Annotated in this window: 11 protein-coding genes and 1 pseudogene; 5 read left to right on the top strand and 7 right to left on the bottom strand. The window is 60.3% G+C overall.

Annotation, left to right across the window (positions count from 1 at the left end; translation table 11 throughout):
• Window positions 1-156, top strand: a 156-nt coding sequence (locus G5179_RS20615; RefSeq protein WP_421259019.1) for an integrase core domain-containing protein, incomplete at its 5' end; no start/stop codon positions are given.
• A gap of 86 nt (window positions 157-242) precedes the next feature.
• Here G5179_RS20615 and G5179_RS20610 read toward each other — a convergent pair.
• The 5 genes from G5179_RS20610 to cra form a co-directional block, all read right to left on the bottom strand.
• Window positions 243-629, bottom strand: a complete 387-nt coding sequence (locus tag G5179_RS20610; RefSeq protein WP_227342837.1) for an MAPEG family protein — start codon at window positions 627-629, stop codon at window positions 243-245.
• Between the two features lie 192 nt (window positions 630-821).
• Window positions 822-1,379 carry a hypothetical protein gene (locus tag G5179_RS20605; RefSeq protein WP_421208496.1) on the bottom strand — a complete coding sequence of 186 codons (558 nt, stop codon included), beginning with the start codon at window positions 1,377-1,379 and terminating at the stop codon, window positions 822-824.
• A gap of 144 nt (window positions 1,380-1,523) precedes the next feature.
• On the bottom strand, window positions 1,524-2,189 hold the full coding sequence (locus G5179_RS20600) for a hypothetical protein (RefSeq protein ID WP_216953544.1): 666 nt from the start codon (window positions 2,187-2,189) through the stop codon (window positions 1,524-1,526).
• Between the two features lie 154 nt (window positions 2,190-2,343).
• The gene (locus G5179_RS20595; protein WP_421204884.1) at window positions 2,344-3,537 is read right to left on the bottom strand and encodes an aromatic amino acid transport family protein; all 1,194 of its coding nucleotides are present in this window, start codon (window positions 3,535-3,537) and stop codon (window positions 2,344-2,346) included.
• A gap of 558 nt (window positions 3,538-4,095) precedes the next feature.
• Window positions 4,096-5,082, bottom strand: a complete 987-nt coding sequence (cra, locus tag G5179_RS20590) for a catabolite repressor/activator (protein ID WP_421249832.1) — start codon at window positions 5,080-5,082, stop codon at window positions 4,096-4,098.
• Between the two features lie 296 nt (window positions 5,083-5,378).
• Between cra and fruB the strand changes: the two genes are divergently transcribed.
• Genes fruB through fruA form a run of 3 tightly spaced genes read left to right on the top strand, consistent with a single transcriptional unit; the run spans window position 5,379 to window position 9,189 of the window.
• Window positions 5,379-6,479, top strand: coding sequence for a fused PTS fructose transporter subunit IIA/HPr protein (gene fruB / locus G5179_RS20585; RefSeq protein WP_421259018.1), 1,101 nt, complete (start codon window positions 5,379-5,381; stop codon window positions 6,477-6,479).
• Complete coding sequence (gene pfkB / locus G5179_RS20580) at window positions 6,479-7,468, top strand: 1-phosphofructokinase (RefSeq protein WP_421259017.1); 990 nt, start codon at window positions 6,479-6,481, stop codon at window positions 7,466-7,468. Before fruB ends, pfkB begins: the two co-directional genes overlap by 1 nt.
• Window positions 7,465-9,189, top strand: a complete 1,725-nt coding sequence (gene fruA / locus G5179_RS20575; RefSeq protein WP_421259016.1) for a PTS fructose transporter subunit IIBC — start codon at window positions 7,465-7,467, stop codon at window positions 9,187-9,189. The genes pfkB and fruA overlap by 4 nt, the downstream gene beginning before the upstream one ends.
• A gap of 101 nt (window positions 9,190-9,290) precedes the next feature.
• Here the strand turns inward: fruA and G5179_RS20570 are convergent, their stop codons facing one another.
• Window positions 9,291-9,542: a DUF1289 domain-containing protein gene (locus G5179_RS20570; protein ID WP_216953548.1), complete on the bottom strand. Its 252-nt coding sequence runs from the start codon at window positions 9,540-9,542 to the stop codon at window positions 9,291-9,293.
• A gap of 149 nt (window positions 9,543-9,691) precedes the next feature.
• Here G5179_RS20570 and mltA point away from each other — a divergent pair, with 149 nt between their 5' ends.
• Entirely contained in the window at window positions 9,692-10,843 is a 1,152-nt protein-coding gene (gene mltA / locus G5179_RS20565; RefSeq protein ID WP_421259015.1) for a murein transglycosylase A, read from the top strand.
• Between the two features lie 98 nt (window positions 10,844-10,941).
• Here mltA and G5179_RS20560 read toward each other — a convergent pair.
• Window positions 10,942-11,993: pseudogene (locus G5179_RS20560) on the bottom strand (IS3 family transposase); the annotation flags it as partial.

The following is an 11,993-nucleotide window of genomic DNA, read 5'->3' as shown; positions in this document are numbered from 1 at the left end:
AACGGGATTTTGAAGGGAGAGTTGTTGTTGCAAAGCCCGCAGGACCTGGCGCAAGCGCGGGAAATGGTGCGTGAAGCTGTGGATATGTACAACGAGGAGCGGCCGCATCATGCGTTGAAATACAGAACCCCCGATGCGGTACATAGGGGGTTCTGAGTAGATAAATGCTAGTTGAAAATGTGTAAACCTATTTCAGGACTAGACATGCTTCTGCAGATCCGCGTTTGGCTGACCTGCTCTGGTCAGGAGAGCAGGGCGGTGATCAGGAGACAGGCCGCACTCAGCAAAATGACGGTGAAAGTCAGCCCCATTCCCACCACCCGATAGCGGAAATGCTCCGGTGTGCGGCTCATGCCGAAGGCGTGACAGAGGCGACCAAGCAGCAGGGCACTCCCTAGCAGATGAACCAGCCAGGGGGCATGGCTGCCGGTTTCGACGAAATAGATGAGCAGCAGGGCGAGGGGGACATACTCGGCAAAGTTGGCGTGCACCCGCATGGCCCGCAGCATGGCGGGATCATCGCCATGGCCGAGCGCCACTTTCTGGCGGTGACGGGTGCGAATGGTGCGTACGCTGAGCAGGACAAAGAGCAGGGCAAGCAGGGCTGCATAGATGGGCAGTATGGTCATGGCGTAGGGCTCCCGAGGTGATGGATAAGCATGGATCTGTTGCGCGCTCAATGGCTTGCCCTTGAGGGTAGCAGTAAAGGGGGCTCGGCCATGGCGCCCAAAGCACCCTTGCCGGATAAAAAAGCCCCGCCAGTCTGGCAGGGCTTGTTGTCTGGTTTTAGGTGGCGTGCTCTGTCAGCTGCACTTCGCCAGTCAGGCGCCGTAGGGGAGAGAGGAGTGGTGCAGCACGATGCGCACCTTGCCATCATTCCCCTTCTTGAAACCCCAGCTCTTGTCGACCGTGGTCTCCTTGTTGTCGCGATCCACCAGATGCACCTTGCCCATGGTCAGCGCCATGTTGCCGTTGATATAGACGGCGGCATTGTCATAGCGGTAGCTCTGCCAGTTTTTCAGGGCAAAGCCGCTATCTGCCGGATAGGCGCTGTTGTTGCCGACAAAATAGGCCAGCGCCCCCTCGCGGGTGGTGCGAAAGGTCTGCTCACCACCGGCGAGGGTGGGTTTGAACAGTACCGGCCCCTGCTGGTAGCCATAAGCGCTGTCGAGTACCGCCTCGGCGGTGGCTTTGGCGCGCTCAATGCCGCCGGCCCGATAGTCATCGCTGATCTTGATGAGCGCCGCGCCCCAGGCATCCTGCGCCGCCTTGATGTCGGCCTCGGTGATATTGTTGTTGGTGATTTCGGCCGCGCTGAGGGCGCCGCTGGCTGCCAGCAGAGCAAGGGCAAGGGAACTCTTCGTGAGATGCAACATCATTGTTTTCAGGCTCCTGAAAGCGATAAACGAGGGGGCAGTGTAGCGAGCGGGCATGAACGGGTTTTGAACTGTCCGTTCAGGCTTCGGTGGCAAAAAAGATTGTATAAAACACGGTTCTTGGCGGTTTGTTCGGTGGTGCCCCGATCAGCGGATGGGGGTCAGCAGGGCCGAGAAGTAGCGCTCCTGCATCTGCTGCCAGCGGCCGCTCGCTATCAGCTGCTGCTGGGATTGGACAAGGGCGGCGATATCGGCCTGGCGGCTCTTGTTGAGGTAGAGATAAACCTCGATATCGGAGACCCGTTTCCATGGTGCGGCAAGGGGGGATTGATTGGTGGGCAGTAGCCGGATCACCCAGTCGGTTCTGCCGCGCTGGAGCAGGGCGAGACCCTGCTTCTCATCGTTGAACCAGACGATGCGTCGACTGTCGAGATAGCGGCTGCACCACTGAATGCCGCGCAGGCAGCCAACCCGCTCCTGACTGGCGGGTGGCCAGCTGGCGTCCTGCTTGCTCTGGGCATAGATGGTCACTTCGCCAATCGCCGTGCCGACCGGGATCATATGCGGATGGGTCTGCTCAAAGCCCTTGATCCGGGCGATATCGCCAGCGATGGTGCTATCGGAATCAAGCAGCTTTTTGCAGCGGGCGCTGGTACAGGGGATAAAGGTAAAATCGACCCTGGCCTTGCCAAACCACTCCTCATAGAAGGGGCGCAGCAGGGGGATATATTCCACGGGCGCCGCCAGCGTCAGGGGCGCGCCCTGGGCAATCGAGTTCAGGCAAAACAGCAGCCACCAGCCAGCCCACTTCATACCTTGCTCCCCACTCCATTGCATATGGAAAAAGCGTAGCTGAAACGTCCTTTATCCCTCTTGTGCGAGGAGGGAATGGGCAGAATCATGGCAGCGTTGATAGCACAAAGCCCCGCCAAGTTAATTGGCGGGGCTTTGCTTTCAGTATCGGGGATTACAGCGCGGGCAGCAGCCCCATGCTGACGCTGATCTGGACGCCAACAATCAGCACGCCCATGGCGGCGGCCACTCCCAGCGCCACTACGCCACCCGGGGCGCGGTAGTGGTGGGCAGGCGCCTGCTTGCGGCTCTGCCATACCAGCGCCACCGGCAGCAGTACCGCGAGGATCGCCAGCGCAATGGCAGCGTAGCCGAGGGCCATGATAAAGCCCTGCGGGAAGTAGAGGGCAAACAGCAATGGCGGCACAAAGGTGATAAGGCCAGTCTGGGTGCGGCCCTGCCAGTTGTCCTTGCGGCGGGTCACCTTGGCCATAAAGTCAAACAGTCCCAGCGTTACCCCGAGGAAGGAGGTGGCGAGCGCCAGGTCGGCAAACAAGTGCATCGCCTGATTAAACACAGGCCAGCTCACCAGTTTGCCGACGTTTGCCAGCAGGCTGTCCAGCGCACCACCGGTTTGCAGCAGGGCTTGTTGGCCGAGCAAACCAAGGATCGCTACCTGCCACAGCACGTAGAGGATCAGTGGCAGGGCTGAGCCCCAGACAAAGACCCGACGCAGCTGTTTTGGGCAGTCACCGAGGTAGAGCATCACGCTCGGAATGGAGCCGTGAAAGCCAAACGAGGTGAAGATGACCGGCAGGCCCGCCAGCAACAGGCCCTGACCCAGCGGCATCGAGAGCAGATGCTGCCCTTCGGTGCGGGGCAGCAGCAACGCCAGCACCACCACCATGATCACCAGTTTGACGGTGAACATCAGTCGGTTGAGGTAATCCACCGAGCGGGTGCCGACACAGACCATGCCACCAAACAGCAGGGTAAAGGCCCAAGCGGCCTGCTCCTGGCTCAGGGTGATGCCGGCATCGGCCAGCGCCTGTGCCAGCAGGCTGCTGCCGCCGCTGATGTAGGCGGAGGCCAGCGAGTAGAACAGCATCAGGATACAGAAGGAGGCGATACGCTTGCCCCAGGGGCCGAGCAGATGGTCCGCCAGCTGGTGCAGGTACCATTTGCCGGTGTTGAGGCTTGCCTCTACTTGCAGCATGGCGGTAAAGGCCATCAGGGCCCAGAGGCCGACCATCAACATCAGGGTGGCGGGGCCGCCGAGGGAGGAGGAGGCCAGCGGCAGGGCCAGCATGCCGGCACCTATGGTGGTGCCGGCAATCAACAGGGTACAACCCAGAGTTTTGGTATTCATGTTATCCATCCGAACATAGCGGTATCAGTGCAAACAGGCGATGTCAGCAGTGACGTCAACAAGAGGGGGCCGATTGGCGTTATCAGAAGGTGCCTCCGGTGATAGGGCCGGAGGCTAGCAATATCGGAACGGGAACATCTGTACCTAAAACCTGTCAGTTGTAAAAGATGGTTGCCACGTTAGCGGATCAAAATAGCGGAAACAACCCCCTTTATACGGATCTTGTGCTGGCTTGTGGCAACAAGTGGAAATAAATGATGACAGTGATGGCTAATTGCAGAAAAAAGCACCGATAAAATGACTGGCAGGGGCTCATTGATACAGGTCAGCCAAGTGGTTGCAGCACGGATGGGGGAGTGCCTTGTCGTGGCGTTGGCGTTTAGTTGCGGGGTGAAAGGAGTGTGGAGGCCGGTTGTTTAGTCGGCCAGACGGTAGAGAAAGCAAAGCGGGCGGGTAGGGTTGTGGGGGAAAACAATAAGGCTGCCGATGCCGGCAGCCTTATTGTCATCTGTTCGCTTTACCACCCATTGACAGCAAATCGGGTCTGCTGCGGTCAGGTTAGCGACGGCGCTTGAGGGTGCGGCTCACATAGTGCAGCCCGTTCTGGTAGTCGCCGTTCACCGCCTTGAGTGCCAGCTCCAGCGCCTGGCTCGCCAGCGCGTCGTGCTGCTGGGGCAGGGAGTTGATGCCAAAGGGGAGGAAGTCGAGCAGGCGATCGTCCCCGAAGGTGGCCATGGCAAGCTTGCTCATATCGATCTCTTGCTCCAATAGATAGTCCAGCACCCCCTCCATCAGGATATAGGAAGTAGTGATCAGCGCTTCGGGCAGCTGACCCAGCTGCTGATGCAGATCCTTGATCAGGCGATACCCCTCAAGGCGGGAGAAGTGATCCCCCTCGCACAGGTGGCGAGTCGCGCTATGACTGGCGACCGCCTGCTCGAAACCGGCTTTTCGCTCCTGACTGATCGTGAGTGCTGGCAGCGCGGTGATCAAGGCGATATGGCGTAAGTTCGGGGTGAGCAGGGAGCTGGTGAGATCAAAGCTTGCCTTCTCGTTTTCACTGGCGACGGTGACAAACTTGTCGGCTGCCATCGCCCGGTCGATGGCGAGGATTTGGCTGCCTTGCGCCTGCAATTTACCGTAGAAGGGGTCGTCCGGCGGCAGGCAGCTGGCCACCAGCAGGGCATCCACATGGCGGCTCACCAGCATCTGGGCCAGCTCTTTTTCGGTGGCGGGCTCATCCTCCGAGCAGACGATCAGCAGCTGATAGCCCTGCGCCCGGGCACCCTGTTCCAGCCGCTTGGCCAGTTTGGCGTAACTGGCGTTCTCAAGGTCGGGCAGGATAAAGCCCAGAGTCTTGGTCTGGCCGCCGCGCAGGGAGGCGGCGCGGCTGTCCGGCTGATAGTTGTGGGCGGTGACCACGGCCATCACCTTGTCGCGGGTGGCCTGGCTGATGCGGTATTGGTCGGCCTTGCCATTGATCACATAGCTTGCCGTGGTGCGCGAGACACCGGCGAGGGCGGCGATTTCATCCAGTTTCATCATATTGGCTCTGTGTGAGTTGCAAGGCCCACGGTCACTGCCGGGTGAGGGCACCGAAAAGTGTGCGCGGGATCATATCATTGAAAAGCACTCTTTGTGGGTACTTGATCAATTCGCTGAAACGATTCAGTCTGAGTGTAAGTGAAACGATTCAGCCTGTCAGCAACGAAGAGACCCAGTGGCCTGAAAATCAGGCCCCGATCACAGTGAACCGTGTTCAGGTCTATTGTCAGCTGGCGAGTTATCCGAATGTTCAATTGTGACGTACCGGCGTGGCCGGAACCTGATGGAGAGTCTCTATGTTGAAGTTGGCGCGAGAGCAGATCTTGCTGGGGCAGTCGGTGGCGACCAAGTCGGACGCCATTGCCCTGCTGGCAGGCAAACTGACCGAAGCCGGTCTGGTGGAAGCTGGCTATGTGGATGGGATGCTGGCCCGTGAAGCGCAGCATACCACCTATCTTGGCAGCGGCATCGCCATTCCCCACGGCACCACCGATACCCGTCATCTGGTGAAGAACACAGGCGTCATGGTGGCCCAGTTCCCCAATGGTATCGAGTGGGATGAGGGGCAGATCGCCTATGTCGCCATCGGCATCGCCGCCAAGTCCGACGAGCATCTGGGCATTTTGCGCCAGCTCACCCATGTGCTGGGTGACGAGCAGGCGGCAGCTCAGCTCAAAGAGGCCACCGATGCCGACACCATCATCAACATCCTGACTGGCGCCACTGCCGCCAAAGAGGTGCAATACCTGACCCTGGCTGACTTCCCGGCCGATGATCGCGACCAACTGCTGCTGGGAGCAGCCGCCCGCGCCAAGTCTGCGGGCTGGGGCGATGCCGCCATGGTGAGCGCGCTGCTGGCAAGCGAACCTGCCTATCTGGGCGAGGCCGTCTGGCTCGCCCGGGCGCAAGCGGCCCAGACCGGTTGGGTGCTGGCCACCCCGAGTAGCCCCCTCATGACAGGGGATCTGCCGGTCAGCGCCATGCTGCTGCTGTGTGCCGCAGATAGCAGCCATCTACCGCAGTTGGAGAATCTGGCCAAACTGGCGGCTGCCGGTCAGCTGGCTACGCTGGCAGGCGGTGAGGGACTGGCCATGTTGCAGGCAGGGCCCGCGAGCGGTCTTTCCGAAACCTTCACCATCATCAATCCCCACGGCTTGCACGCTCGTCCGGGCGCCATGCTGGTCAAGGTGGCCAAAGAGTTTGAATCCGACATCCGGGTTGCCAATCTGGATGGCAGCGGCGAAGCGGTTTCCGCCAAGAGCCTGATGAAAGTGATCGGTCTTGGGGTCAAATGCGGGCACCGTCTGGCATTTCGCGCCGAAGGGGCTGATGCCGAAGCGGCTCTCAAGGGGATCGGTGAGGCCATCGCCGCTGGTCTCGGCGAGGGGGCGCATTAATGAAGATTGTTACCATCACCCTCAATCCGGCCCTTGATCTCACTACTCGCCTCGAGGCGATGAGCCTCGGTGAGGTCAATCTGGTGAGCGAGGCCAACCTGCGTGCCGCAGGCAAGGGGATCAACGTCGCCATGGTGCTCAAGGACTTGGGCCGCGAGGTGGGCGTCACCGGCTGGCTGGGCGCAGACAATGAGCAGAGCTTTGTCTCCCTGTTTGCAGAGCGTGCGCTGGATGATCACTTTGTCCGTGTCGCGGGCAGCACCCGCATCAACGTCAAGATTTCCGAGCAGTCCGGTCGGGTCACCGATCTCAACTTGCCGGGGCTCACCATCCAGCAAGGGGAAGTGTGCGCGCTGGAGCAGGCCATCGACAAATTGGCACCTCACGCCGAGTGGTTCGTGCTGGCGGGCAGCCTGCCCAAAGGGGTGGCCCCCGATTACTGCGCCCATCTGATCCGCCTGCTCAAGGCCAAGGGCAAGCAGGTGATCTTCGATTGCAGCGGTGCGGCGTTAAGCGAAGGGATCAAGGCGGCGCCGACCCTGGTCAAACCCAATCTGGAGGAGCTGAGCCAATGGGCTGGTCGCCCCATCAAGACCCTGAGCGAGCAGGCCGAGTGTGCCCGCGCGCTGCAGGCGAACGGGATCCCCAACGTGGTGATCTCCAACGGCGCCGATGGCCTCATCTGGTTTGCCCCGGATGCCGTTTGGCAAGCCATTCCGCCGCGGATGCAGGTGGTCAGCACGGTTGGTGCTGGCGATTCTCTGGTGGCAGGTCTCGCCCATGGTCTGAGCCTTGGCTGGGCGCCGGAGCAGACCCTGCGGCTGGCCACCGCCGTCTCGGCACTGGCGGTCAGTCAGGTGGCGGTCGGCTTTGACGATATCAATGTGCTCAACCCTTTACTTGAACAGGTGCGCGTAGAGCGTCTGGATGCGCTGGCACCGGTTCAGTGCAATACCCCCTCAATGGAAAACTCAGGAGATGCCCAATGAAAGCAATCTTGGTTACGGCTTGCCCGGCGGGCATTGCCACCAGCTTTCTCGCTGCAAAACGGATAGAACAGCAGGCCAAACTGGCTGGCTGGGAACTCACCCTCGACGTCGGCTCCAGCGTGCAGCCCCGCCAAGTACCGAGCAAGGAGCAGATTGCCGCCGCCGATCTGGTGCTGGTTGTCGCCAGTGCCCCGGTGGATCTCGCCGCCTATGATGGCAAGCGAGTCTATCAGGGCAGCATGGATCTCGCCCTGCAGGATCCGGCTGCCTTGCTGGAAGCTGCCACCAGCGGTGCCAGCGTCTATCGTCATCAAGCCGCGCCTGCTGCCGCCAAATCGGTCGCCGCTGGGAAGCGCATCGTGGCAGTGACAGCGTGCCCGACTGGCGTTGCCCACACCTTTATGTCGGCAGAAGCGCTGGAGACCATGGCCAAACAGCTGGGTTATCAGATCCGCGTCGAGACCCAAGGCTCGGTCGGTGCCCAGAACGCCCTGACCGCCGAGGAGATTGCATCCGCTGATCTGGTGTTCCTCGCCACCGATATCGAGGTGGACATGGCTCGTTTCGACGGCAAGCTGGTCTATCGCACCAGTACCGGTGCGGCACTGAAGAAAACCCGTGCCGAGTTGGGCAAGGCGTGGACCGAGGCGAAAACCTATCGTCACAGCGGTGCCAGCCAGCCCAAGAAAGAGGAAAAAGCTGGCCCCTACAAGCATCTGCTGACCGGTGTCTCCTTTATGTTGCCGATGGTGGTGGCGGGCGGCCTGATTATCGCGCTCTCGTTCGTGTTCGGGATTGAGGCGTTCAAGGTGGAAGGCACTCTGGCCGCCGCTCTGATGAAGATCGGTGGCGGCTCTGCCTTTGCCCTGATGATCCCGGTGCTGGCCGGTTACATTGCCTACTCCATCGCTGACCGCCCGGGTCTCGCTCCCGGCATGATCGGCGGCATGCTGGCAAGCTCGCTGGGCGCCGGTTTCCTTGGCGGCATCGTCGCCGGTTTTCTGGCCGGTTACAGCGCCAAGTACCTGAGCGACAGGGTGCGCCTGCCGGTGACCCTGGAAGCGCTCAAGCCCATCCTGATCATTCCGCTCTTTGCCAGCCTCTTTACCGGTCTGGTGATGATCTACGTGGTGGGTGGCCCGGTGGCCGGCATCATGAATGCCATGACCACCTTCCTCAACAACATGGGCTCTGCCAACGCTGTGCTGCTGGGTGTCATCATCGGTGCCATGATGTGCTTCGACATGGGTGGCCCGGTCAACAAGGCAGCCTACGCCTTCGGGGTCGGCCTGCTGGCCTCCAAAACCTACGCCCCCATGGCTGCCGTGATGGCCGCCGGCATGGTGCCGGCGCTGGGGATGGGGATCGCCACCTTCCTGGCCCGCGCCAAGTTCATCAAGGCGGAACAGGAAGCGGGCAAGGCCTCCTTCGTGCTGGGTCTGTGCTTTATCTCCGAGGGGGCCATCCCGTTTGCCGCCAAGGATCCGATGCGGGTCATCCCGGCCTGCATGGTCGGCGGCGCCCTGACCGGTGCGCTCTCCATGCTGTTCGGTTGCGAGCTGATGGCTCCCCACGGCGGTCTGTTCGTGCTGTTCATCCCGCACGCCATCAGCAATGTCATGATGTATATCGTGGCCATTGCAGCAGGCTCGCTGCTGACCGGTGTCTCCTACGCCATGCTCAAGCGCGGCGAAGAGCAGGCCAAGCTGGCCACGGCATAAGCCTCGCCACCCGGCAAGACGTCATAACCAAGAGCGGCCTGTGGGCCGCTTTTTGTTTTGTCGGGAGGATAGGTAACCTGTGAGGGGAAGATAGGGAGTGGTTAAAACTCCCAGCCTTGTTGTTCTGGCAACTGGGGTTGCGCTCCTTCCAGCGCTTTGCGCCGCGCAGCCTCAACCCGCGCCTTGCGGGCGCGACACAGACGCATTACATCCTGTTGCTGGGCAGGGCTCATTTTCTGCCAGTTGAAACGCTCCTCGCGATTGCGCAGGCATCCTTTGCAATAGCCCTTGTTGTTCACCTCGCAGACCCCGATACAGGGGCTCTGCAACGGGAATATTTCGAGCTGTTCCATCCATTACCTCGCATATCCTGTCACCTTGTTATAACCCAGCATCCTCCCTTTGGAGAAATCTCTCTTCAAGTGATTGATGTCGTTTGCTTTCCCCCTGCAAATTTGGCATCTTGCCGCCGAGCAGGACTCTTGGTGTTAAATGAGGACATATGAACAAACACGGATTCTGGCTGACCGCGATAGTGCTGGGGGTGGCCGGGTGTGCGGGTAACTCTGACAAAGCAGAGGTGCCAAAAAAACAGACTGATGACAGATGTTTTCTCAACTGCGAGGTGCCGGAAAATCTGGGCAAGCAGTATCTGGACGGTACCTTGCCGGGGGATCTGGTGCGGGTCGAGCGGGTCAACAGTCGTGCCAGTGCCGATTACAGCAAGTTTGGCCCCCAGAGTCGCATTGTCATGCAGCGTTCAGGGCGGATGGCGAGCCGTTATGGCGAGCTCTATCACCAGCTCTCCCGCTGGGTGGTGGGCGGCGGCAATCCTGCCGACATCACCCGTTACGGCATCAGCCTGGCTCAGCTGGGCGGCGCCGATCGCATGGGTAACGTGCTCTTTACCGGCTACTACTCGCCGGTGCTGGAGGTGCGTCACCGCCCGGATGCCGAGTATAAGTACCCCATCTATGCCATGCCCAACTGCGGCAGCCGTTGTCCGACCCGGGCACAGATCCACCAGGGCGCCCTTGCCAACCGCGGGTTGGAGCTGGGTTACAGCAAATCCCTTATCGACAACTTCCTGATGGACGTGCAGGGATCGGGCTTTGTTCACTACGGTGACGACGATAGGCTGCAATATCTGGGTTACAGCGGCAAGAACGGCCACGGCTATGTGAGCATTGGCCGGGTGCTGATTGACCGCGGTGAAGTGCCCAAGGAGCAGATGTCGATGAAGGCCATCAAGGAGTGGGCCAACCAGCAACCTGAGCACAGGGTCAAGGAGCTGGTAGAGCAGAACCCCTCCTATGTCTTCTTCGAGCGTCGCCCGACTAATGATGTGATCGGTGCCGCCGGTATCCCGCTGCTGCCGCTGGCGGCCGTCGCTGCCGACAAGACCCTGCTGCCGATGGGTACCCCGATCCTGGCCGAAGTTCCCTTGCTCGATAAAGAGGGCAACTGGACCGGCAAGCACCAGCTGCGCTTGTTGATTGCGCTGGATGTGGGCGGGGCGGTGAAGAAGGGTCACCTCGATCTCTACCACGGCATGGGTGAGAAGGCAGGTGTCGCGGCCGGTCACTACAAGCACTTTGGCCGTGTCTGGAAGCTGGGCCTGCACCACGGGCCGACTGCTGCCCCCTGGTTGTAATACTCTGAGGGTTTGGGCGTCTGTCATCGGGCGCTCGAGCAAAGATGAATGTCTAGTCCTGAAATAGGTTTACACATTTTCAACTAGCATTTCTCTACTCAGAACCCCCTATGTACCGCATCGGGGGTTCTGTATTTCAACGCATGATGCGGCCGCTCCACGTTGTAAATATCCACCGCTTCACGCACCATTTCCCGCGCTTGCGTCAAATCCTGCGGGCTTTGCAACAATAACTCTCCTTTCAAAATCCCGTTCACCCGCTCCGCCAACGCATTCTGGTAACAGTCATACCCATCCGTCATCGAGCATTTCACCCCGTACCGTTCATGTAATGACTGATACAGCCCCGAGCAATACTGCACGCCGCGGTCCGAGTGATGGATGAGTTCACCGTCGCCACGCCGTTGCTTCAGTGCTTTCCTGAACGCCATCGCCATCGCCATCGCCACCGACTCCGCGTGCATCCCTTCGTGCACGTGATGGCCCACTATCTTGCGTGAGTACGCATCCGTCACCAGGCTCAGGTACAGCGGTCCGCTCCTAGCTGGCAGATAGGTGATATCAGCGACCCAGACCTGCTCCGGGGCCACCGGCGTGACCTGCTCTGGCCCCGCCTTGAGCAAGTTGGGATGACGGTAGAAACGGTGAAAACTGTGGGTGGTCTTGTGATACGCCCGCTTAGGCTGCACCAGCAGGCGGTGCTCGGCTAATATCCGAAACAGCCTGTCACGCCCTACCTTGAGCCCGCCATCCTCCTGACCCTGCAGCAGATAATGCAGCTTGCGAGTGCCCACCCGAGGTTGTCGCAGTCGAACCTGACGCACAAAGCGCACCACCTGCAGCCCTTGAGCATGGCGCTCGTCGGCGACCCGATTGCGCTTGTAGTAAGCCTGCCGGCTTATCCCCAGAAACAGGCAAGCCCTGACGATGGTCAGCTTCTCGACTTGCCGCTGCGAGAGGACTTGCCGGGTCGCTTTTTTACGATGGAGACGCCGTAGTCATTCTTCAGTACATCGACGACGGCCTCAAAGAACTGGGCCTTCTGGCTCATCAGCGCCAGCTGTTGCTCAAGTTCCTTGATGCGCTGTTCTGGCGTCTGGTTGTCGGGGTCAGGCATGGTGATGCTCCTGCCGGCGCGCACAGAAGCCCC

The organism is Aeromonas sp. 600886 (assembly GCF_049174935.1).
GTDB lineage: Bacteria > Pseudomonadota > Gammaproteobacteria > Enterobacterales > Aeromonadaceae > Aeromonas > Aeromonas veronii_A.
Note: the sequence above shows the minus strand (reverse complement) of the source record. Positions and strands in the feature narration are given on the sequence as shown.

Bases quoted from the DNA above. Each gene is read 5' to 3' on its own strand.
- G5179_RS20610 (WP_227342837.1), bottom strand. From the start codon at position 629: ATGACCATACTGCCCATCTATGCAGCCCTGCTTGCCCTGCTCTTTGTC.
- G5179_RS20605 (WP_421208496.1), bottom strand. From the start codon at position 1,379: ATGATGTTGCATCTCACGAAGAGTTCCCTTGCCCTTGCTCTGCTGGCA.
- G5179_RS20600 (WP_216953544.1), bottom strand. From the start codon at position 2,189: ATGAAGTGGGCTGGCTGGTGGCTGCTGTTTTGCCTGAACTCGATTGCC.
- G5179_RS20595 (WP_421204884.1), bottom strand. From the start codon at position 3,537: ATGAATACCAAAACTCTGGGTTGTACCCTGTTGATTGCCGGCACCACC.
- cra (WP_421249832.1), bottom strand. From the start codon at position 5,082: ATGATGAAACTGGATGAAATCGCCGCCCTCGCCGGTGTCTCGCGCACC.
- fruB (WP_421259018.1), top strand. From the start codon at position 5,379: ATGTTGAAGTTGGCGCGAGAGCAGATCTTGCTGGGGCAGTCGGTGGCG.
- pfkB (WP_421259017.1), top strand. From the start codon at position 6,479: ATGAAGATTGTTACCATCACCCTCAATCCGGCCCTTGATCTCACTACT.
- fruA (WP_421259016.1), top strand. From the start codon at position 7,465: ATGAAAGCAATCTTGGTTACGGCTTGCCCGGCGGGCATTGCCACCAGC.
- G5179_RS20570 (WP_216953548.1), bottom strand. From the start codon at position 9,542: ATGGAACAGCTCGAAATATTCCCGTTGCAGAGCCCCTGTATCGGGGTC.
- mltA (WP_421259015.1), top strand. From the start codon at position 9,692: ATGAACAAACACGGATTCTGGCTGACCGCGATAGTGCTGGGGGTGGCC.